Raw genomic sequence first — 22,822 nt, forward strand, 5'->3', positions numbered from 1 at the left:
CATATCCCGGCGGCCTCCGGGGCGATCCAGGACGGTTTCGCGGGCCCCTATAGGGTGAGAGGACATCGTTTCCGATGTCCGCGAAGATGGTTCGCCACGGGCCGCCGCAGCCCGATCCCGCCGACGATCGAACAAGCCGTTTTCCTTGCAAAGTAGCCGGAAAGCGCTTGACAGGCGGGGGCGATTACACCATAATCGCAAGTTCTCTGCGGAGAGGTGCCCGAGTGGCTAAAGGGGGCAGACTGTAAATCTGTTGGCTTACGCCTACGTTGGTTCGAATCCAACCCTCTCCACCAGAATGCAATGCAGCAGCAGTTCCGGCAATGTCGGTGAAGTGAAGTAACCCGGGCGGGTGTAGCTCAATGGTAGAGCAGAAGCCTTCCAAGCTTACGACGAGGGTTCGATTCCCTTCACCCGCTCCAGCAGGATTGCTGCAACGCAGTCATCAAGTTTCGCCCATGTGGCTCAGTGGTAGAGCACTCCCTTGGTAAGGGAGAGGTCGGCAGTTCGATCCTGCCCATGGGCACCAAATACCGCACTGGCAATATCGCTACCGAGACAGGAGTCGCGAAATGGCAAAGGAAAAGTTCGAGCGGACTAAGCCGCACGTGAACGTTGGTACGATTGGTCACGTTGACCACGGCAAGACGACGCTGACGGCGGCGATTGCGACGGTGCTGGCTTCGAAGTTCGGCGGTGCCGCCAAGAAGTACGACGAAATCGATGCGGCGCCGGAAGAGAAGGCACGCGGTATTACCATCAACACCGCGCACGTCGAGTACGAGACGGCCAACCGCCACTACGCGCACGTTGACTGCCCGGGCCACGCGGACTACGTCAAGAACATGATCACGGGCGCCGCGCAGATGGACGGCGCGATCCTGGTGTGCTCGGCCGCTGACGGCCCGATGCCGCAGACGCGCGAGCACATCCTGCTGGCCCGTCAGGTCGGCGTGCCGTACATCATCGTGTTCCTGAACAAGTGCGACATGGTGGACGACGCCGAGCTGCTCGAGCTGGTGGAAATGGAAGTGCGCGAGCTGCTGTCGAAGTACGAGTTCCCCGGCGACGACACCCCGATCATCAAGGGTTCGGCCAAGCTGGCGCTCGAAGGCGACAAGGGCGACCTGGGCGAAGAGGCGATCATGCGCCTGGCCGAGGCGCTGGACACCTACATCCCGACGCCGGAGCGCGCCGTGGACGGTACGTTCCTGATGCCGGTCGAAGACGTGTTCTCGATCTCGGGCCGCGGTACCGTGGTGACCGGCCGTATCGAGCGTGGCGTGATCAAGGTCGGCGAGGAAATCGAAATCGTCGGTATCCGCCCGACGGTCAAGACCACCTGCACCGGCGTGGAAATGTTCCGCAAGCTGCTGGACCAGGGCCAGGCTGGCGACAACGTCGGTCTGCTGCTGCGCGGCACCAAGCGTGAAGACGTCGAGCGCGGCCAGGTGCTGTGCAAGCCGGGTTCGATCAAGCCGCACACGCACTTCACCGGCGAGGTGTACATCCTGTCGAAGGACGAAGGCGGCCGTCACACCCCGTTCTTCAACAACTACCGTCCGCAGTTCTATTTCCGTACGACCGACGTGACCGGCTCGATCGAGCTGCCGAAGGACAAGGAAATGGTCATGCCGGGCGACAACGTGTCGATCACCGTCAAGCTGATCGCCCCGATCGCGATGGAAGAAGGCCTGCGCTTCGCCATCCGTGAAGGCGGCCGCACCGTCGGCGCCGGCGTCGTCGCCAAGATCCTGGACTAAGCAGTCACGACAGCAAGCGCGGCACCAACCGGCCGCGTTTGCCGCCAGTGGGGTTGGCTCCAGCCGACCCCAAAGTTGTTTTAGGGGTATAGCTCAACTGGCAGAGCGTCGGTCTCCAAAACCGAAGGTTGGGGGTTCGATTCCCTCTGCCCCTGCCAATTCAATCAGCCGCGTCGGGCGGATCCACGAAGGATCCATCGTGACGCGGCTTAGTCTCGTTTGCGAAACATGGCCAATCCCAACGTCGAAACCGTCAACACCTCCAGTGGCAAGTGGCTGCTGGGCGTGGCCGTGCTGCTCGTGGTGGCCGGCGTGATCGGTTTCTACGCGCTGGCGCAGCAGCCTGGCTACGTGCGCGGCGCCGCGCTGTTCGCCGGCATCGCGCTCGGCGTGATCGTCGCGCTGGTGTCCGCGCCGGGCAAGGAATTCGTGGGATTCGCCAGGGAATCGTACCGGGAAGTCCGCAAGGTGGTGTGGCCGACCCGCAAGGAAGCCGGACAGATGACGGGCCTGGTGTTCGTCTTCGTGGTCGTGATGGCGCTGTTCTTGTGGTCGGCCGACAAACTGATCGAGTGGGTGATCTTCTCCCTCGTGCTGGGCTGGAAATAAGGGAAAGGACATGACGGACGACGCAAAGCAGGAATCCACTCCTACGCAGCCGCCTTCGAAGAAGCGCTGGTACGTGGTCCACGCTTACTCCGGCATGGAGAAGAGCGTGCAGCGCGCACTGCAGGAACGCATCGAGCGCGCGGAGATGCAGGACAAGTTCGGACGCATTCTGGTGCCGTCCGAAGAGGTGATCGAAATGAAGGGCGGTCAGCGTTCGGTGACCGAGCGGCGCTTCTTCCCGGGCTACGTGCTCGTGGAAATGGAGATGACCGACGAGACGTGGCACCTGGTCAAGAACACCAGCAAGGTCACCGGCTTCGTCGGCGGCGCGCGCAACCGTCCGAGTCCGATTTCCCAGAAGGAAGTCGACAAGATCATGACGCAGATGCAGGAAGGCGTCGAGAAGCCGCGGCCCAAGACGCTGTTCGAGGTGGGCGAAATGGTGCGCGTCAAGGACGGCCCGTTCACCGACTTCAACGGCAACGTGGAAGAGGTCAATTACGAGAAGTCGCGCCTGCGCGTCTCGGTGACCATCTTCGGCCGCGCGACCCCGGTCGAGCTCGAGTTCGGCCAGGTCGAGAAGGTCTGATCGATCTGCTTGCTACAGGATTCGCAGGGCCGCGCCGCCTTCGGCAGTGCGACCGGCGACGCTCCGCAAGGGGCACAAGAGGAGCGTGAGGCCGATCCCGCCACAGGCGGACGGCGACAGCGCGTTACGACTCAACAGGACCGACTGCCCAACGTACAGCGGTCCGGATTGGAGTAAAGATGGCCAAGAAGATTATTGGCTTTATCAAGCTGCAGATCCCGGCTGGTAAAGCGAACCCCTCCCCGCCCGTGGGCCCGGCACTGGGTCAGCGCGGCCTGAACATCATGGAGTTCTGCAAGGCGTTCAACGCGCAGACCCAGGGTATGGAACCCGGCCTGCCGGTGCCGGTGGTGATCACCGCCTTCGCCGACAAGAGCTTCACCTTCGTGATGAAGTCGCCGCCGGCCACCGTGCTGATCAAGAAGGCTGCCGGCATCACCAAGGGTTCGGCCAAGCCGCACACCGACAAGGTTGGCAAGATCACCCGCGCCCAGGCTGAAGACATCGCCAAGGCCAAGAACGCCGACCTGACCGCCGCCGATCTGGACGCGGCAGTGCGCACCATCGCCGGCTCGGCCCGCTCGATGGGTATCACCGTGGAGGGTCTGTAAATGGCTAAGGTTTCGAAGCGCGTAGCGGCCAACAAGGCCAAGATCGAACGCACCAAGTTCTACCCGATCGACGAGGCGCTGGGCCTGGTCAAGGAATGCGCGTCGGCCAAGTTCGACGAGTCGATCGACGTCGCCGTGCAACTGGGCATCGACGCCAAGAAGTCGGACCAGGTGGTTCGTGGCTCGGTGGTGCTGCCCGCCGGTACCGGCAAGTCGGTTCGCGTGGCGGTCTTCGCCCAGGGCGACAAGGCCGAAGCGGCCAAGGCCGCCGGCGCCGACGTGGTTGGCATGGAAGACCTGGCCGAGCAAGTCAAGGCGGGCAACCTGAACTTCGACGTCGTGATCGCTTCGCCGGACACGATGCGCATCGTCGGTACGCTGGGCCAGATCCTCGGTCCGCGCGGCCTGATGCCGAACCCGAAGGTCGGTACCGTGACCCCCGACGTGGCCCAGGCCGTCAAGAACGCCAAGGCCGGTCAGGTCCAGTTCCGTGTCGACAAGGCCGGTATCATCCACGCGACCATCGGCCGCCGGTCGTTCGAGGACGCCGCGCTCAAGAGCAACCTGTCCGCGCTGATCGACGCGCTGGTCAAGGCCAAGCCGGCCACCAGCAAGGGCGTCTACCTGCGCAAGATCGCGGTCTCGTCGACCATGGGCGTGGGCGTTCGCGTCGACCAGACTTCGCTGGCCGCCTAAGCGATTGGAAATACGCTGGCCACATGCTGGCCAGTCTGCCGACCGGACCCGATAACACCGGTCGGCAAAGCATTCGAGGTTCCGGCCCCGCGCCGGGACCGGCCCGCCACGGCGGGCCACAGAAAGGCTTTGGGCAGTGGTGCCGGCGCCAGCCGCCGGTCCCGCTGGTTATCAAAGACCGCTGGCGGTCATGTTCGCGCGCAAGCTGCGCATGGCCTTAATCGGTGGGACCGTACACGGCAGCAAGGTGACGGCAGCCTGCCCGCCAGCGTAGATGGCGAACCCGAAGGTTGGAATGGTCCGGGGCGAGATCCCCGGGTGATTCGGGCCAATCGGACGCCGTTCGTTTGGACTGATGCAACGTGCTCCGTCGCCGGAGTGCCGCGCATCGTTTTGGAGCTTAACCGTGCCACTCAATATTGAAGATAAGAAGGCCGTCGTTGCTGAGGTGTCGGCGCAAGTCGCCAAAGCCCAGACCATCGTCGTGGCCGAATATCGCGGCATCACGGTTGGCGATCTGACCAAGCTGCGTGCCACCGCCCGCGAGCAAGGCGTCTACCTGCGCGTTCTGAAGAACACGCTGGCTCGCCGCGCCGTGGAAGGTACGCCGTTTGCCGCGCTCGCGGAGCAACTGACCGGTCCGCTGATCTACGGGATTTCCGAAGATGCAGTGGCCTCGGCCAAGGTTCTGAACGACTTCGCCAAGACCAACGACAAGCTGGTCCTGCGCGCCGGTTCGTTCGACGGCAAGGTGCTCGATGTCAACGCCGTCAAGGCGCTGGCTTCGATCCCGAGCCGCGACCAACTGATTGCTCAGCTGCTTGGCGTCATGCAAGCGCCGGTGTCGGGCTTTGCCCGCCTGCTGGCCGCGCTGGCCGAGAAGAAGAGCGAAGGTGCCCCCGCCGAGGAAGGCGCCGCGGCCTAAGGCCAGGCTCGTCCCGATCGCAATACCGATACCGAATCAAATCTAGGAGTATTTCCAAATGGCAATCACCAAAGACGACATCCTCGAAGCCGTTGGCGCGATGTCCGTGATGGAACTGAACGACCTGGTCAAGGCGTTCGAAGAGAAGTTTGGCGTGTCCGCCGCAGCGATGGCCGTGGCCGCCGCTCCGGGCGCTGGTGGCGCTGGCGCTGCTGCTGAAGAGAAGACCGAATTCAACGTCGTGCTGGCCGAAGTCGGCGCGAACAAGGTCGGCGTCATCAAGGCAGTTCGCGAAATCACCGGCCTGGGCCTGAAGGAAGCCAAGGACCTGGTCGATGGCGCACCGAAGCCCGTCAAGGAAGGCGTGGACAAGGCTACCGCCGACGAAGCTAAGAAGAAGCTGGAAGAAGCCGGCGCGAAGGTCGAAGTCAAGTAAGTGGTACTCGCGTGCCCTCCGGCACGCGAATGGGGCTGGCAAAGGGGAAATCCCGGCGCCAGCCTTTTTGCGCTTCTGTGATGTGTGTTTTATTGGCCACCCATCCGAGCGTAAAGTGATGTAGTGCCTACTCGGCGTCGGGGTGAACCTCGGGGCCGCAGCAGAGGCCAAACATCAGTGGCACACTAAGCGGTTGCTGCTGATGTTTGTCTTCTGAACCGACTGCAGAAGACAAGTTTGGTCGGGTGTTCCCCGGACCGGCGCGTGTGGATGATGGCGCCGGTTCGCAGCGTGCGGACACCGTCAGCCAGAGGTTGGTAGCGGCCAACCGCCAAATCCCCTCCCAGTCGCTGAACACCTCAGGCGCCGGTCAGGTCCAGCCAGCCCTGCGATGATTCGGAGATCCCATGGCGTACAGCTTCACCGAAAAGAAGCGCATTCGCAAAAGCTTTGCGAAGCGCGCGACGGTTCACCAGGTTCCATTCCTGCTAGCCACCCAGATCGAATCGTACACCCAGTTCTTGCAAGCGGATACGCCACCCGCGCGTCGCAAGAGCGAAGGCCTGCAAGCGGCCTTCAACGCAATTTTCCCCATCGTCTCCCATAACGGGCTCGCCCGTATGGAGTTCGTTTCGTACCACCTGTCCAACCCGCCGTTCGACGTCAAGGAATGTCAGCAGCGTGGCCTGACCTTCCACTCGGCCCTGCGCGCCAAGGTTCGCCTGATCATCAACGATCGCGAGAATCCGGGCAAGGTCAAGGAGGTCAAGGAGCAGGAAGTCTACATGGGCGAGATTCCGCTCATGACCTCGACCGGCTCGTTCGTGATCAACGGCACCGAGCGCGTGATCGTCTCGCAGCTGCACCGTTCGCCGGGCGTGTTCTTCGAGCACGACAAGGGCAAGACGCACAGCTCGGGCAAGCTGCTGTTCTCGGCACGGATCATTCCGTACCGCGGCTCGTGGCTGGACTTCGAGTTCGACCCGAAGGACATCCTGTACTTCCGGGTCGACCGCCGCCGCAAGATGCCGGTGACGATCCTGCTCAAGTCGATCGGCCTGACGCCGGAACAGATCCTCGCGCACTTCTTCGTGTTCGACAACTTCACGCTGCAGGCCGAAGGCGCGCAGCTCGAGTTCGTGCCCGAGCGCCTGCGCGGTGAAGTCGCGCGCTTCGACATCGCCGACAAGAACGGCCGTGTCGTGGTCGAGAAGGACAAGCGGATCAACGCCAAGCACATCCGTGACCTGGAGTCCGCCGGCACCAAGCTGATCAGCGTGCCGGAAGACTATCTGCTGGGCCGCGTGCTGGCCAAGAACATCATCGACCCGGATACCGGCGAGGTGATCGCCAATGCCAACGACGAGCTGACCGAAACGCTGCTCGAGTCGCTGCGCGAAGCCGGCGTCAAGCAGATCCAGACGCTGTACACCAACGATCTGGATCAGGGTCCGTACATCTCGCAGACCCTGCGCACCGACGACACCGCCGACCAGACCGCGGCCCGTATCGCGATCTACCGGATGATGCGCCCGGGCGAGCCGCCCACCGAGGACGCCGTCGAAGCGCTGTTCCAGCGCCTGTTCTACAGCGAAGAGTCGTACGACCTGTCGCGCGTCGGCCGCATGAAGGTCAACAGCCGCCTGGGCCGCCCGAGCGGCGAGGGCAGCATGGTGCTGCAGGACGAGGACATCCTCGAGACCATCAAGATCCTGGTCAACCTGCGCAACGGCAAGGGTGAAGTCGACGACATCGACCACCTGGGCAACCGCCGCGTGCGTTGCGTCGGCGAACTGGCCGAGAACCAGTTCCGCGCCGGCCTGTCGCGCGTGGAGCGCGCCGTCAAGGAACGTCTGGGCCAGGCCGAGACCGAGAACCTGATGCCGCACGACCTGATCAACTCGAAGCCGATCTCGTCGGCGATCCGCGAGTTCTTCGGTTCGTCGCAGCTGTCGCAGTTCATGGACCAGACCAACCCGCTGTCCGAGATCACGCACAAGCGCCGAGTGTCCGCGCTGGGCCCGGGCGGTCTGACGCGCGAACGCGCGGGCTTCGAAGTCCGCGACGTGCACCCGACCCACTATGGCCGCGTGTGCCCGATCGAAACGCCGGAAGGTCCGAACATCGGTCTGATCAACTCGCTGGCGCTGTACGCCCGCCTGAACGAGTACGGCTTCCTCGAAACGCCGTACCGCAAGGTCGAGAACGGCAAGCTGACCGACCAGGTCGACTACCTGTCGGCGATCGAGGAAGGCAAGTACGTGGTGGCGCAGGCCAACGCGACGGTCGATGCCGACGGCAACCTGATCGACGAACTGGTGTCGGCCCGTGAAGGCAGCGAGCGCGAGACTCGCATGGTCACGCCGGACCGCGTGCAGTACATCGACGTCGCGCCGTCGCAGATCGTGTCGGCGGCAGCCTCGCTGGTGCCGTTCCTCGAGCACGATGACGCGAACCGTGCGCTGATGGGCGCGAACATGCAGCGTCAGGCCGTGCCCTGCCTGCGTCCGGACAAGCCGCTGGTCGGCACCGGCATCGAGCGCACCGTCGCGGTCGACTCGGGCACCGCCGTGCAGGCGACCCGTGGCGGCGTGGTTGACTATGTCGACGCGAACCGTATCGTGATCCGCGTCAACGACGATGAAGCCGTGGCCGGCGAAGTCGGCGTGGACATCTACAACCTGATCAAGTACACGCGTTCGAACCAGAACACGAACATCAACCAGCGTCCGATGGTCAAGGTGGGCGACCACGTGGCCCGCGGCGACGTGATTGCCGATGGCGCCTCGACCGACCTGGGCGAGCTCGCGCTCGGCCAGAACATGCTGGTCGCGTTCATGCCCTGGAACGGCTACAACTTCGAAGACTCGATCCTGATCTCGGAACGCGTCGTTGCCGAAGACCGCTACACCTCGATCCACATCGAGGAGCTGTCGGTCGTCGCCCGCGACACCAAGCTCGGACCCGAGGAAATCACGCGCGACATCTCGAACCTGGCCGAAGCGCAACTGGCCCGTCTGGACGAGTCCGGCATCACCTACATCGGTGCCGAGGTCGAAGCCGGCGACGTGCTGGTCGGCAAGGTCACGCCCAAGGGCGAGACCCAGCTGACGCCGGAAGAGAAGCTGCTGCGCGCGATCTTCGGCGAGAAGGCGTCCGACGTGAAGGACACCTCGCTGCGCGTGCCCTCGGGCATGAGCGGCATCGTGATCGACGTGCAGGTCTTCACCCGTGAGGGCGTGACCCGCGACAAGCGCGCGCAGTCGATCATCGACGACGAACTGAAGCGCTATCGCCTGGACCTGAACGACCAGCTGCGTATCGTCGAGGGCGACGCCTTCCAGCGTCTGGAACGTCTGCTGATCGACAAGACCGTCAACGGCGGTCCGAAGAAGCTGGCCAAGGGCGCGAAGCTGACCAAGGAGTACCTGGACGATCTGGACAAGTACCACTGGTTCGACATCCGTCCGGCCGACGAGGAAGTCGCGGCCCAGCTCGAGGCGGTCAAGGAAGCGATCGAGCAGAAGCGCCACGAGTTCGACCTGGCCTTCGAGGAAAAGCGCAAGAAGCTGACCCAGGGCGACGAGCTGCCCCCGGGCGTGATCAAGATGGTCAAGGTGTACCTGGCCGTCAAGCGCCGCCTGCAGCCTGGCGACAAGATGGCCGGCCGTCACGGCAACAAGGGCGTGGTGTCGAAGATCGTGCCGATCGAAGACATGCCCTACATGGCCGACGGCACGCCTGCCGACATCGTGCTGAACCCGCTCGGCGTGCCGTCGCGGATGAACGTGGGTCAGATTCTCGAGACCCACCTGGGCTGGGCCGCGCGCGGTCTGGGCCAGCGCATCGGCGACATGCTCAAGGCACAGGCCAAGGCGCAGGAACTGCGCGCCCTGCTCGCTCAGATCTACAACGAGAGCGGCAAGGCCGAAGACCTCGACAGCCTGTCGGACGCCGAAGTGCTGGAGCTGGCGAACAACCTGAAGAAGGGCGTGCCCTTCGCGACCCCGGTGTTCGACGGCGCGCACGAGGCCGAAATCCGCCGCATGCTGGATCTGGCGTATCCGGACGAGGTGGCCAAGGAGAAGGGCCTGACGGCGTCCAAGCAGCAGGTCACGCTGTACGACGGCCGCACCGGCGAAGCGTTCGAGCGTCCGGTCACGCTGGGTGTGATGCACATGCTCAAGCTGCACCACCTGGTCGACGACAAGATGCACGCCCGCTCGACCGGCCCGTACTCGCTGGTCACCCAGCAGCCGCTGGGCGGCAAGGCGCAGTTCGGCGGCCAGCGTTTCGGCGAAATGGAAGTGTGGGCGCTGGAAGCGTATGGCGCCTCCTACGTGCTGCAGGAAATGCTGACGGTCAAGTCCGACGACGTGAACGGCCGTACCAAGGTGTACGAGAACATCGTCAAGGGCGAGCACTCGATCGATGCCGGCATGCCGGAGTCGTTCAACGTGCTGGTGAAGGAAATCCGCTCGCTGGGTATCGATATCGATCTGGATCGCTATTGATCGACAGATCGAAACGGAGACGGCAGTGAAGCCGTCTCCGGCGGATTTCCCACAGGATGAATGCCGGCGGCCCGTTACCTCGGGCCGGCGGCGAAACAAGGAGTTGCAATGAAAGCATTGCTCGATCTCTTTAAGCAGGTTCAGCAGGAAGAGCAGTTCGACGCGATCAAGATCGGTCTGGCCTCGCCCGAGAAGATCCGCTCGTGGTCGTACGGCGAAGTCAAGAAGCCGGAAACCATCAACTACCGCACGTTCAAGCCCGAGCGCGACGGTCTGTTCTGCGCCAAGATCTTCGGTCCGATCAAGGACTACGAGTGCCTGTGCGGCAAGTACAAGCGCCTGAAGCACCGCGGCGTGATCTGCGAGAAGTGCGGCGTCGAAGTGACGCTGGCGAAGGTGCGCCGCGAGCGCATGGGCCATATCGAACTGGCCGCGCCGACCGCGCACATCTGGTTCCTGAAGTCGCTGCCGTCGCGTCTGGGCATGGTGCTCGACATGACGCTGCGCGACATCGAGCGCGTGCTGTATTTCGAAGCGTTCGTGGTGCTCGAGCCCGGCATGACCCCGCTCAAAAAGAGCCAGATCATGTCCGAGGACGACTACATCGCGAAGTGCGAGGAGTACGGCGAGGGCGAATTCGTCGCGATGATGGGTGCCGAGGGCATCCGTGAACTGCTGCGCGGCATCGACATCGAGAAGCAGATCGAACAGATCCGCGCCGAGCTGCAGGCCACCGGTTCCGAAGCCAAGATCAAGAAGTACGCCAAGCGCCTGAAGGTGCTCGAGGCCTTCCAGCGTTCGGGCATCAAGCCCGAGTGGATGATCCTCGAAGTGCTGCCGGTGCTGCCGCCCGAACTGCGTCCGCTGGTGCCGCTGGACGGCGGCCGCTTCGCGACCTCGGACCTGAACGACCTGTATCGCCGCGTGATCAACCGCAACAACCGGTTGAAGCGCCTGCTCGAGCTGAAGGCCCCTGAAATCATCGTGCGCAACGAAAAGCGCATGCTGCAGGAAGCGGTCGACTCGCTGCTGGACAACGGCCGTCGCGGCAAGGCGATGACCGGCGCCAACAAGCGTCCGCTGAAGTCGCTGGCAGAGATGATCAAGGGCAAGGGCGGTCGTTTCCGTCAGAACCTGCTGGGCAAGCGCGTCGACTACTCGGGCCGTTCGGTCATCGTGGTCGGCCCGACGCTGAAGCTGCACCAGTGCGGCCTGCCCAAGCTGATGGCGCTGGAGCTGTTCAAGCCCTTCATCTTCCACAAGCTGGAAACGATGGGCATCGCCACCACCATCAAGGCGGCCAAGAAGGAAGTCGAAAGCCAGACGCCGGTCGTGTGGGACATCCTCGAAGAGGTCATCCGCGAGCACCCGGTGATGCTGAACCGCGCGCCGACGCTGCACCGCCTGGGCATCCAGGCCTTCGAGCCGGTGCTGATCGAAGGCAAGGCGATCCAGCTGCATCCGCTCGTCTGCGCGGCGTTCAACGCCGACTTCGACGGCGACCAGATGGCCGTCCACGTGCCGCTGTCGCTGGAAGCGCAGATGGAAGCCCGCACGCTGATGCTGGCGTCGAACAACGTGCTGTTCCCGGCCAACGGCGACCCGTCGATCGTGCCGTCGCAGGACGTGGTGCTGGGCCTGTACTACACCACCCGCGACAAGATCAACGGCAAGGGCGAGGGCATGACCTTCGCCGACGTCAGCGAGGTGATCCGCGCCTACGAGAACAAGGAAGTCGAACTGGCTTCGCGCGTGAACGTGCGCATCACCGAGTATGAGCTGGTCGACAAGGACGCCGAGGGCGACGCGCGCTTCGCGCCGAAGATCACGCTGCAGGCCACCACGGTCGGCCGCGCGATCCTGTCCGAGATCCTGCCGAAGGGCCTGCCGTTCTCGGTGCTGAACAAGCCGCTGAAGAAGAAGGAAATCTCGCGCCTGATCAACACCGCATTCCGCAAGTGCGGCCTGCGCGAGACGGTGATCTTCGCCGACAAGCTGCTGCAGTCGGGCTTCCGCCTGGCTACGCGCGCCGGTATCTCGATCGCGATCGACGACATGCTGGTGCCGCCGCAGAAGGAAAGGATCATCGCCGACGCCGCGGCCAAGGTGAAGGAATACGACAAGCAGTACATGTCGGGTCTGGTGACGGACCAGGAGCGCTACAACAACGTCGTGGACATCTGGGGCGCCGCCGGCGACCAGGTCGGCAAGGCGATGATGGAGCAGCTGCAGCACGAGGACGTGGTCGACCGCAACGGCAACACCGTCAAGCAGGAGTCGTTCAACTCCATCTACATGATGGCCGACTCGGGCGCACGGGGTTCCGCGGCGCAGATCCGTCAGCTGGCCGGTATGCGTGGCCTGATGGCCAAGCCGGACGGCTCGATCATCGAGACGCCGATTACCGCGAACTTCCGCGAAGGCCTGAACGTTCTGCAGTACTTCATCTCGACCCACGGTGCGCGTAAGGGCCTGGCCGATACCGCGCTGAAGACCGCGAACTCGGGTTACCTGACCCGTCGTCTGGTCGACGTGACGCAGGATCTGGTGGTGGTCGAGGAGGATTGCGGCACCACCAACGGCGTCGCCATGAAGGCGCTGGTCGAGGGCGGTGAAGTCATCGAAGCGCTGCGCGACCGTATCCTGGGCCGCGTGACGGTGTCGGACGTCGTCAACCCCGAGACGCAGGAAACGGCGATCGAGGCTGGCACGCTGCTCGACGAAGACCTGGTCGACCTGATCGACCAGATCGGCGTCGACGAGGTCAAGGTCCGTACCCCGCTGTCGTGCGACACGCGCTACGGCCTGTGCGCCAAGTGCTATGGCCGCGATCTGGGCCGCGGCACGCTGGTCAACACCGGCGAGGCGGTCGGCGTGATCGCCGCGCAGTCGATCGGCGAGCCGGGTACGCAGCTGACGATGCGGACGTTCCACATCGGTGGTGCGGCATCGCGTGCGGCGGTCGCCTCGAGCGTCGAAGCGAAGGCCACCGGTACGGTGCGCTTCACCGCGACGATGCGCTATGTGACCAACGCCAAGGGCGAACTGATCGTGATCTCGCGTTCGGGCGAGGCGCTGATCACCGACGACCACGGCCGCGAGCGCGAGCGCCACAAGATTCCGTACGGCGCCACGCTGCTGGTGCAGGACGGCCAGGCGATCAAGGCGGGCACGCAACTGGCGACCTGGGACGCGCTGACGCGCCCGATCGTGTCGGAGTACTCGGGCACGATCAAGTTCGAGAACGTCGAGGAAGGCGTGACCGTCGCCAAGCAGATGGACGAGGTCACCGGTCTGTCGACGCTGGTCGTGATCGACGCCAAGCGCCGTACGGCTGCTACCAAGGGCCTGCGCCCGCAGGTGAAGCTGCTCGACGCCAACGGCCAGGAAGTCAAGATTCCGGGCACGGACCACTCCGTGACCATCGGCTTCCAGGTCGGCGCGCTGATCACCGTCAAGGACGGTCAGCAGGTGCACGTCGGTGAAGTGCTGGCGCGTATCCCGACCGAGTCGCAGAAGACCCGCGACATTACCGGTGGTCTGCCGCGCGTGGCCGAGCTGTTCGAAGCGCGTTCGCCGAAGGACGCCGCCGTGCTGGCGGAAGTCACCGGTACCGTGTCGTTCGGCAAGGACACCAAGGGCAAGCAGCGTCTGGTCATCACCGACCTCGACGGCAATGCGCACGAGTTCCTGATCGCCAAGGAAAAGCAGGTGCTGGTCCACGACGGCCAGGTGGTGAACAAGGGCGAGATGATCGTCGAGGGTCCGGCGGATCCGCACGACATCCTGCGCCTGAAGGGCATCGAGGAACTGGCGCACTACATCGTCGACGAAGTGCAGGACGTCTACCGTCTGCAGGGCGTGAAGATCAACGACAAGCACATCGAAGTGATCGTGCGTCAGATGCTGCGCCGCGTGCAGATCGTCGATGTCGGCGACACCAAGTTCATCCCGGGTGAACAGGTGGAGCGCTCGGAGCTGCTGGACGAAAACGACCGCGTGATCGCGGAAGGCAAGCGTCCGGCGACCTACGAGAACCTGCTGCTCGGTATCACCAAGGCGTCGCTGTCGACCGACAGCTTCATCTCGGCGGCATCGTTCCAGGAAACGACGCGCGTGCTGACCGAGGCCGCGATCATGGGCAAGACCGACGACCTGCGTGGTCTGAAGGAAAACGTGATCGTGGGCCGCCTGATCCCGGCCGGTACGGGCCTGGCCTACCACCGCGCCCGCAAGGCGCGCGAGGCGGCCGAGCGCGAACGCGCCCAGGCGATCTCCGACGAAGAGCAGTCGCTGTTCATGGAGCCGTCGGAGGTGCATGCCACCACCGAGAACGGCGGGGACAACCCGGCGGTCTGAGGCCGATGCGGTAACGCTGTAACGCCGCTGTAGCGCCGCTGTAGCGCAGTAGCGAAAAAGCCCGGTGCGAGAGATCGCACCGGGCTTTTTTTCGCCCATCGTCAGAGGCGGCGACAGTCTGTACACAACACGGCGTGAGCCGCTTCAGACGTAGGCACGCGCGGCGATGGTGACCGCGGCGGTGGCCGCGGTTGGCGACACGGTGTCGCTGGAGGCGAAGCCGCCCGGCTTCTCCAGCGTCTTCATGATCAGGTCGGACAGCATGCCGAACTCGCGCGAGCCCAGCTTCTGGCCATATTGCTTCAGGAAGGCGTCGATCGGGACGCCGGCGTTGCGCAGCGACTTGATCTCCGAATCGCTGAGCGTCAGGGTTTCGTAGTTGCCGCTTTGCTGCGACAGCCTGGCCAGTTCATTGGCCTGTTCGCGATAGAACGTCGCGGCGGCGAACAGGTCCAGGTCGCCGCTGGCGTTGACCGACTTGGCCTCGGCGGCGCCGACGACGTCCGATGCCTGCGCCGGCGCGGCGAGCGGCTGGACCGCGGGTTGGGGATGGGAGACGGGGGATACAAGCATGGTAAAGCTCCAGGAAACTTCAAAAGACTGCGATGGTTCTGATCGTCGTCTTCGTTGCGTGCACAACGATGGGACGAGGCAGATCTTCGTTGCCGAAACGGCGCGTTGTCTTGCGGTTTCCGGAGCCGGTTTGGGGTTCTCGAACCAGTCGTCGTGCGACACACAAGGACTCGACGAAAACCGCAAATCGACGGCCTTCCCGTGTGATACGGCCAGGACCTGATTCCACTCGCCGCATCGACATGGCAGCGGCGTTCGGGCTTGCACGCGCGCCGGCCGTGATGCCGTGGGCGCGATGGCGGGCTTCGTCACGATTCGAAGGGATCGGGAGCCAGTGCGGTGGTATGGTTACGCCTTTCCGATACGTTGCCCGTTCCCCGCTGTTCCTATGTCTGCTGCCCTGGCGATTCTGAAGGATGTTTTCGGCTATCACGCCTTCCGTGGCCGCCAGGCGGAAATCATCGAGCACGTGGCCGAAGGCGGCGACTGCCTGGTGCTGATGCCAACCGGCGGCGGCAAGTCGCTGTGTTATCAGATTCCGGCGCTGCTGCGCCAACGCGCCGGCCATGGCGTCGGCATCGTGGTATCGCCGCTGATCGCGCTGATGCAGGACCAGGTCGCGGCGCTGACCGAAGCCGGCGTGCGCGCCGCGGTGCTGAACTCCACGCTGACCGGCGCGCAGGCGTCGGCGGTCGAGCGCGACCTGCTGGCCGGCCGCCTCGAGATCCTGTACGTCGCGCCGGAACGGCTGATGACGCCGCGCTTCCAGGACCTGCTGGACCGCACGCGCGTGGGCCTGTTCGCGATCGACGAGGCGCACTGCGTCTCGCAGTGGGGCCACGACTTCCGGCCGGAATACATCCAGCTGTCGGTGCTGCACGAACGCTTCCCGCAAGTCCCGCGCATCGCGCTGACCGCGACCGCGGACGACGTGACGCGGCAGGAAATCGTCGAGCGCCTGGCGCTGGACGACGCGCGTGTCTTCCTGTCGAGCTTCGATCGTCCCAATATCCGCTATCGCATCGTCGAGAAGGACAACGCGCGCCAGCAGCTGCTGGCCTTCATCAAGGCCGAGCACATGGCCGCGGACGGCACCCATGACAGCGGCATCGTCTACTGCCTGTCGCGCCGCAAGGTCGAGGAGACCGCCGACTGGCTGCGCGGCCACGGCATCAACGCGCTGCCGTACCACGCCGGCATGGAGGCCGCCGTGCGGCAGCAGCACCAGGCGCGCTTTCGCGACGAGGAAGGGCTGGTGATGGTCGCGACGATTGCCTTCGGCATGGGCATCGACAAGCCGGACGTCCGCTTCGTCGCCCACCTCGACCTGCCCAAGAGCATGGAAGGCTATTACCAGGAGACAGGCCGGGCCGGCCGCGACGGCCTGCCGGCGAACGCCTGGATGGCCTATGGCCTGGGCGACGTGGTGCAGCAGAAGCGGATGATCGACGAGTCGGAGGCCGACGAAACGCACAAGCGCGTGTCGTCGGCCAAGCTCGACGCGCTGCTGGGCCTGTGCGAGACCGCCGGCTGCCGCCGCGTGCGCATCCTCGCGTATTTCGGCGAGACCAGCGAGCCCTGCGGCAACTGCGATACCTGCCTGGAGCCGCCGGCGACCTGGGACGGCACGCGCGAGGCGCAGATGGCGCTGTCCTGCGTCTACCGCACCGCGCAGGCGAGTCGCGTGCACTTCGGCGCTACCCATCTGATCGACGTGCTGCGCGGCAACGCGACCGAGAAGATCCGGCAATGGGGCCACGACAAGGTGTCGACCTTCGGCATCGGCGCCGACCGGTCGGTGTCCGAATGGCATGCGATCTTCCGGCAGCTGATCGCGCACGGCCTGCTGGTGATCGACCATGGCGGCCACGGCGCGCTGCTGCTGGGCGAATCGGCGCGGGCGGTGCTCAAGGGCGAGACCAGCATCACGCTGCGCCGCCAGGTCAGCAAGCCGGCGCGCGGCGAACGCGGCGAGAGGGGAGGGGCGGGGCGTGGCAACCGGGTCGACCATACCGCCCAGATGGACGAGCAGCAGCTGGCCAACTGGGAGGCGCTGCGCCGCTGGCGCACCGAGACGGCGCGCGAGCACGGCGTGCCGGCCTACGTGATCTTCCACGACGCAACGCTGGCCGAACTGGCGCGCAGCGCGCCCGACAGCATGGCGGAGCTGGCCGAGGTGCCGGGCATCGGCGCGGCCAAGCTGGAGCGCTATGGCGACGAGCTGCTGGAAGTGCTGCAGAAAGCATGAGCTGCGACCTCGCCGCAGGCAGGTTGCCGGCCCCCCGGAGGGCCTGAACGAAACTGCCGGGCGCGGCCGTCTCATCAAGCGATCTGCCCCAGGTAAACCGCTTGACCGTTGATCGGTGTGCTGCTAGCATGCCGGATTCGAGTTTTTGGCTTCGGATTTCGCTCGCGCGTCGTTTGGTGGCACCCAGTGTCCGGCGATCGCCCCGGCAGACAGGTCATCCCTGGCCTGGCCGGCCCAGCGGGATCCCAGGCGAGCTCGCGCTCTTTGGCAAGTCTGGTTGTTCACACAGTCCCGTCCCAGAGCGTTCTGCTCATCTGCTCCCGCCCAAAACCCGTCCTACCGTTTCGTCGATCGTCGTCGCGCTTGCGGGCGTGCCGCCGGTTCGTCGCCGAAGCGGTGTTTTTTTGTAAAACCAAGCTGGATTGAACAATGCCAACTATCAACCAACTGGTTCGCAAGCCGCGCGTCTCTGAAGTCATCAAGAGCAAGAGCCCGGCGCTTGAGAACTGCCCCCAACGCCGTGGCGTGTGCACCCGTGTGTACACCACCACGCCGAAGAAGCCGAACTCGGCACTGCGTAAGGTCGCCAAGGTGCGTCTGACCAACGGTTTCGAGGTCATCTCGTATATCGGCGGTGAAGGCCACAACCTGCAGGAACACTCGGTCGTGCTGATCCGCGGTGGTCGTGTCAAGGACTTGCCGGGTGTGCGTTACCACATCGTGCGCGGTTCGCTCGACCTGCAAGGCGTCAAGGACCGCAAGCAAGCGCGTTCGAAGTACGGCGCGAAGCGTCCGAAGGCTGCCTAAGCCTGCAACACAAGCGATGGTGGCTGGCGCGCAGCGTCATGTTGCTGTCAACAAGCGGCGGTACAACGGCCCATTTGCTGCGCCGTGCCGTCGAGTAAGTGGTCCACCCGGCGAATTTGCCGCGCCCAGAGCGGAAGGCAAGCTAGTTGGTGGCCGGAGCGCGGAAGACCCCGCACTCAACTGAATCCAAAGGAAAGAAGATGCCACGTCGTCGTGAAGTCCCCAAGCGGGAAATCCTGCCTGATCCGAAGTTCGGTAACGTCGAAGTTGCCAAGTTCATGAACGTGCTGATGCTGGACGGCAAGAAGTCGGTTGCCGAGCGCATCGTATATGGCGCGTTCGACCAGATCGAAAAGAAGGCAGGCAAGGCCCCCATCGAAGTGTTCTCCGTTGCAATCAACAACGTGAAGCCGGTGGTGGAAGTGAAGAGCCGCCGCGTCGGTGGCGCCAACTATCAGGTTCCGGTCGAAGTCCGTCCGTCGCGTCGTTTGGCATTGGCGATGCGTTGGCTGCGCGAGGCCGCGAAGAAACGCAGCGAGAAGTCGATGGCGCTGCGCCTGGCAGGTGAGCTGCTCGAAGCCGCGGAAGGCCGTGGTGGCGCGATGAAGAAGCGCGACGAAGTGCACCGCATGGCCGAAGCCAACAAGGCGTTCTCGCACTTCCGCTTCTAAAGCGCGCGGGATTCGCAGTTGGTTGCCGGGCGGGCTGTGTTTTTACACATCTCGCCCGTTTGTGTTAGGGGCGTAGGCCAAGAGATGCCGGCGCCTCACTGACGAATTAGAGGATTAAAGTGGCTCGTAAGACTCCCATCGAGCGTTACCGCAACATCGGTATCTCGGCTCACATTGACGCGGGTAAAACCACCACCACCGAGCGCATCCTGTTCTACACCGGTGTGAACCACAAGATCGGTGAAGTGCACGACGGCGCCGCCACGATGGACTGGATGGAGCAGGAACAGGAGCGTGGCATCACGATCACCTCGGCTGCGACCACCGCCTTCTGGAAGGGCATGGCCGGCAACTACCCCGAGCACCGCTTCAACATCATCGACACCCCGGGCCACGTGGACTTCACCATCGAGGTGGAGCGTTCCATGCGCGTGCTGGACGGTGCCTGCATGGTGTACTGCGCCGTGGGCGGCGTGCAGCCGCAGTCCGAAACCGTCTGGCGTCAGGCCAACAAGTACGGCGTGCCGCGTCTGGCGTTCGTCAACAAGATGGACCGTACCGGCGCCAACTTCTTCAAGGTCTACGAGCAGCTGAAGACCCGCCTGAAGGCCAATCCGGTGCCCGTGGTGGTGCCGATCGGCGCTGAAGACGGCTTCCAGGGCGTGATCGACCTGCTGGAAATGAAGGCGATCATCTGGGACGAAGCCAGCCAGGGCGTGAAGTTCGAATACAAGGACATCCCGGCCGAGCTGCAGGCGACCGCTGACGAATGGCGCGAGAAGATGGTCGAGTCCGCCGCCGAAGCCAGCGAAGAGCTGATGGAAAAGTACCTGGGCGGCGAAGAGCTGACCCGCGAAGAGATCGTCAAGGCGCTGCGTGACCGTACCATCGCCTGCGAAATCCAGCCGATGCTGTGCGGCACCGCGTTCAAGAACAAGGGCGTGCAGCGCATGCTCGACGCCGTGATCGACTTCCTGCCGTCGCCGGTCGATATTCCGCCGGTCAAGGGCGTGGACGAAAGCGACGACGAGAAGAAGCTCGAGCGCAAGGCCGACGACAACGAGAAGTTCTCGGCGCTGGCGTTCAAGATCATGACCGACCCGTTCGTCGGCCAGCTGATCTTCTTCCGCGTCTACTCGGGCAAGATCAATTCGGGCGACACCGTGTACAACCCGGTGAAGCAGAAGAAGGAGCGTCTGGGCCGTATTCTGCAGATGCACGCCAACCAGCGCGAAGAAATCAAGGAAGTGCTGGCCGGCGACATCGCCGCCGCGGTGGGCTTGAAGGATGCCACCACGGGCGACACGCTGTGCGATCCGTCGGCACCGATCGTGCTCGAGCGCATGGTGTTCCCCGAGCCGGTGATCTCGCAGGCCGTCGAGCCGAAGACCAAGGCCGACCAGGAAAAGATGGGCATCGCCCTGAACCGCCTGGCCGCCGAAGATCCGTCGTTCCGCGTGCGTACCGATGAAGAATCGGGCCAGACCATCATTTCGGGCATGGGCGAGCTGCACCTCGAAATTCTGGTCGACCGCATGAAGCGCGAATTCGGCGTGGAAGCCAATATCGGCGCGCCGCAGGTGGCCTACCGCGAAACCATCCGCAAGAAGGCCGAGGACGTCGAAGGCAAGTTCGTCAAGCAATCGGGCGGCCGCGGCCAGTACGGCCACGCCGTGATCACGCTGGAACCGCAGGAGCCGGGCAAGGGCTTCGAGTTCATCGACGCCATCAAGGGCGGTGTGATTCCTCGCGAATACATCCCGGCGGTCGAGAAGGGCATCGTCGACACGCTGCAGGCCGGTATTCTGGCGGGCTTCCCGGTGGTGGACGTGAAGGTCACGCTGACGTTCGGTTCGTACCACGACGTGGACTCGAACGAAAACGCGTTCCGCATGGCCGGTTCGATGGCGTTCAAGGAAGCCATGCGCAAGGCCAGCCCGGTTCTGCTCGAGCCGATGATGGCCGTGGAAGTGGAAACGCCGGAAGACTACACCGGTACCGTGATGGGCGACCTGTCGTCCCGCCGCGGCATCGTGCAGGGCATGGACGACATGGTGGGCGGCGGCAAGATCATCAAGGCCGAAGTCCCGCTGTCGGAAATGTTCGGTTATTCGACCGCGCTGCGCTCGGCCACGCAAGGCCGCGCCACCTACACCATGGAATTCAAGCACTACGCCGAGGCACCGAAGAACATCGCCGAAGCAGTGATGGCGGCCAAGGGCAAGTAAACAGGCTGTATGCCGCCGCGCCCGCGAGGGCGCGGCGGCGTGATGAATCGACAAGACTGCATTCCATTAGGAGCTGAAAAAAATGGCAAAGGAAAAGTTCGAGCGGACTAAGCCGCACGTGAACGTTGGTACGATTGGTCACGTTGACCACGGCAAGACCACGCTGACCGCAGCGATCGCCACGGTGCTGGCAGCGAAGTTCGGTGGTGCGGCCAAGAAGTACGACGAAATCGATGCGGCGCCGGAAGAGAAGGCACGCGGTATTACCATCAACACCGCGCACGTCGAGTACGAGACGGCCAACCGCCACTACGCGCACGTTGACTGCCCGGGCCACGCGGACTACGTCAAGAACATGATCACGGGCGCCGCGCAGATGGACGGCGCGATCCTGGTGTGCTCGGCCGCTGACGGCCCGATGCCGCAGACGCGCGAGCACATCCTGCTGGCCCGTCAGGTCGGCGTGCCGTACATCATCGTGTTCCTGAACAAGTGCGACATGGTGGACGACGCCGAGCTGCTCGAGCTGGTGGAAATGGAAGTGCGCGAGCTGCTGTCGAAGTACGAGTTCCCCGGCGACGACACCCCGATCATCAAGGGTTCGGCCAAGCTGGCGCTCGAAGGCGACAAGGGCGACCTGGGCGAAGAGGCGATCATGCGCCTGGCCGAGGCGCTGGACACCTACATCCCGACGCCGGAGCGCGCCGTGGACGGTACGTTCCTGATGCCGGTCGAAGACGTGTTCTCGATCTCGGGCCGCGGTACCGTGGTGACCGGCCGTATCGAGCGTGGCGTGATCAAGGTCGGCGAGGAAATCGAAATCGTCGGTATCCGCCCGACGGTCAAGACCACCTGCACCGGCGTGGAAATGTTCCGCAAGCTGCTGGACCAGGGCCAGGCTGGCGACAACGTCGGTCTGCTGCTGCGCGGCACCAAGCGTGAAGACGTCGAGCGCGGCCAGGTGCTGTGCAAGCCGGGTTCGATCAAGCCGCACACGCACTTCACCGGCGAGGTGTACATCCTGTCGAAGGACGAAGGCGGCCGTCACACCCCGTTCTTCAACAACTACCGTCCGCAGTTCTATTTCCGTACGACCGACGTGACCGGCTCGATCGAGCTGCCGAAGGACAAGGAAATGGTCATGCCGGGCGACAACGTGTCGATCACCGTCAAGCTGATCGCCCCGATCGCGATGGAAGAAGGCCTGCGCTTCGCCATCCGTGAAGGCGGCCGCACCGTCGGCGCCGGCGTCGTCGCCAAGATCCTGGACTAAGCCAGGCTGTCGGGACGGGCGGCTACCGTCCGTCCCTGCTACCACCGGGCCGATGACGGCCCATCGCTCTTTTAAGGAAAAATCATGCAGAACCAGAAGATCCGTATCCGCCTGAAGGCTTTCGACTATCGCCTGATCGACCAGTCGGCCGCCGAAATCGTGGATACCGCCAAGCGCACCGGCGCGATCGTCAAGGGCCCGGTTCCCCTGCCGACCCGCATCGAGCGCTTCGACATCCTGCGTTCGCCGCACGTGAACAAGACCAGCCGCGATCAATTCGAGATCCGCACCCATCAGCGTCTGCTGGACATCGTCGATCCGTCGGAAAAGACCGTCGACGCGCTGATGAAGCTGGACCTGCCGGCTGGCGTGGACGTCGAGATCAAGGTGTAATCGATCCGACGAGACCGGCCGCGCCCGCGGCCGCTCTGCAGTGGAACGGCGAACGCGAGTTCGCCGTTTTCCTTTTTCGGTGCCGAAACGCCGAAATAGCGACGTATCAACCACGTTGCAACAGCAA

16 protein-coding genes and 4 tRNA genes are annotated in these 22,822 nt (G+C 64.0%); 19 read left to right on the forward strand and 1 reads right to left on the reverse strand.

Going from position 1 to position 22,822, the window contains the following annotated elements; genetic code table 11:
* The first annotated feature begins 210 nt into the window (after window positions 1-210).
* The 13 genes from M1D55_RS10480 to rpoC all read left to right on the forward strand — a co-directional run bounded on the left by M1D55_RS10480 (window position 211) and on the right by rpoC (window position 14,502).
* Window positions 211-296: transfer RNA gene (locus M1D55_RS10480), tRNA-Tyr, on the forward strand.
* 52 nt (window positions 297-348) lie between these two features.
* Window positions 349-422, forward strand: a tRNA-Gly gene (locus tag M1D55_RS10485).
* Between the two features lie 32 nt (window positions 423-454).
* A tRNA-Thr gene (locus M1D55_RS10490) sits at window positions 455-529 on the forward strand.
* A gap of 43 nt (window positions 530-572) precedes the next feature.
* Complete coding sequence (gene tuf / locus M1D55_RS10495; RefSeq protein WP_053822680.1) at window positions 573-1,763, forward strand: elongation factor Tu; 1,191 nt, start codon at window positions 573-575, stop codon at window positions 1,761-1,763.
* An 82-nt stretch (window positions 1,764-1,845) separates the two neighbouring features.
* Window positions 1,846-1,921, forward strand: a tRNA-Trp gene (locus tag M1D55_RS10500).
* Between the two features lie 70 nt (window positions 1,922-1,991).
* Window positions 1,992-2,372, forward strand: a complete 381-nt coding sequence (gene secE / locus M1D55_RS10505; protein ID WP_006576493.1) for a preprotein translocase subunit SecE — start codon at window positions 1,992-1,994, stop codon at window positions 2,370-2,372.
* 10 nt (window positions 2,373-2,382) lie between these two features.
* Window positions 2,383-2,961 carry a transcription termination/antitermination protein NusG gene (gene nusG / locus M1D55_RS10510; protein WP_006576494.1) on the forward strand — a complete coding sequence of 193 codons (579 nt, stop codon included), beginning with the start codon at window positions 2,383-2,385 and terminating at the stop codon, window positions 2,959-2,961.
* Between the two features lie 179 nt (window positions 2,962-3,140).
* Entirely contained in the window at window positions 3,141-3,572 is a 432-nt protein-coding gene (gene rplK, locus M1D55_RS10515) for a 50S ribosomal protein L11 (protein ID WP_006576495.1), read from the forward strand.
* The gene (gene rplA / locus M1D55_RS10520; protein WP_023264955.1) at window positions 3,573-4,268 is read left to right on the forward strand and encodes a 50S ribosomal protein L1; all 696 of its coding nucleotides are present in this window, start codon (window positions 3,573-3,575) and stop codon (window positions 4,266-4,268) included.
* 406 nt (window positions 4,269-4,674) lie between these two features.
* On the forward strand, window positions 4,675-5,193 hold the full coding sequence (rplJ, locus tag M1D55_RS10525; protein ID WP_023264956.1) for a 50S ribosomal protein L10: 519 nt from the start codon (window positions 4,675-4,677) through the stop codon (window positions 5,191-5,193).
* 58 nt (window positions 5,194-5,251) lie between these two features.
* Complete coding sequence (gene rplL, locus M1D55_RS10530; protein ID WP_006576497.1) at window positions 5,252-5,629, forward strand: 50S ribosomal protein L7/L12; 378 nt, start codon at window positions 5,252-5,254, stop codon at window positions 5,627-5,629.
* Between the two features lie 407 nt (window positions 5,630-6,036).
* Complete coding sequence (gene rpoB, locus M1D55_RS10535) at window positions 6,037-10,143, forward strand: DNA-directed RNA polymerase subunit beta (RefSeq protein ID WP_023264957.1); 4,107 nt, start codon at window positions 6,037-6,039, stop codon at window positions 10,141-10,143.
* Window positions 10,144-10,251: 108 nt separating this feature from the next.
* Entirely contained in the window at window positions 10,252-14,502 is a 4,251-nt protein-coding gene (gene rpoC, locus M1D55_RS10540) for a DNA-directed RNA polymerase subunit beta' (protein WP_006576498.1), read from the forward strand.
* A gap of 144 nt (window positions 14,503-14,646) precedes the next feature.
* On the opposite strand, the gene M1D55_RS10545 is transcribed toward rpoC, so the two are convergent.
* The gene (locus tag M1D55_RS10545; RefSeq protein WP_456282146.1) at window positions 14,647-15,075 is read right to left on the reverse strand and encodes a hypothetical protein; all 429 of its coding nucleotides are present in this window, start codon (window positions 15,073-15,075) and stop codon (window positions 14,647-14,649) included.
* A 388-nt stretch (window positions 15,076-15,463) separates the two neighbouring features.
* On the opposite strand from M1D55_RS10545, the gene recQ reads away from it, so the two are divergent.
* The 6 genes from recQ (at window position 15,464) to rpsJ (ending at window position 22,695) form a co-directional block, all read left to right on the forward strand.
* Window positions 15,464-17,323 carry a DNA helicase RecQ gene (gene recQ, locus M1D55_RS10550; RefSeq protein WP_006576500.1) on the forward strand — a complete coding sequence of 620 codons (1,860 nt, stop codon included), beginning with the start codon at window positions 15,464-15,466 and terminating at the stop codon, window positions 17,321-17,323.
* A gap of 429 nt (window positions 17,324-17,752) precedes the next feature.
* Window positions 17,753-18,130, forward strand: coding sequence for a 30S ribosomal protein S12 (rpsL, locus tag M1D55_RS10555; protein ID WP_006576501.1), 378 nt, complete (start codon window positions 17,753-17,755; stop codon window positions 18,128-18,130).
* Between the two features lie 200 nt (window positions 18,131-18,330).
* Window positions 18,331-18,801: a 30S ribosomal protein S7 gene (rpsG, locus tag M1D55_RS10560; RefSeq protein ID WP_006576502.1), complete on the forward strand. Its 471-nt coding sequence runs from the start codon at window positions 18,331-18,333 to the stop codon at window positions 18,799-18,801.
* 119 nt (window positions 18,802-18,920) lie between these two features.
* On the forward strand, window positions 18,921-21,029 hold the full coding sequence (gene fusA, locus M1D55_RS10565) for an elongation factor G (protein ID WP_006576503.1): 2,109 nt from the start codon (window positions 18,921-18,923) through the stop codon (window positions 21,027-21,029).
* An 82-nt stretch (window positions 21,030-21,111) separates the two neighbouring features.
* The gene (gene tuf, locus M1D55_RS10570; protein ID WP_238512233.1) at window positions 21,112-22,302 is read left to right on the forward strand and encodes an elongation factor Tu; all 1,191 of its coding nucleotides are present in this window, start codon (window positions 21,112-21,114) and stop codon (window positions 22,300-22,302) included.
* A gap of 84 nt (window positions 22,303-22,386) precedes the next feature.
* Complete coding sequence (rpsJ, locus tag M1D55_RS10575) at window positions 22,387-22,695, forward strand: 30S ribosomal protein S10 (protein WP_006576248.1); 309 nt, start codon at window positions 22,387-22,389, stop codon at window positions 22,693-22,695.
* The last annotated feature ends 127 nt before the right edge of the window (window positions 22,696-22,822 follow it).

The sequence above is a fragment of the Cupriavidus sp. JZ107 genome (assembly GCF_053903255.1).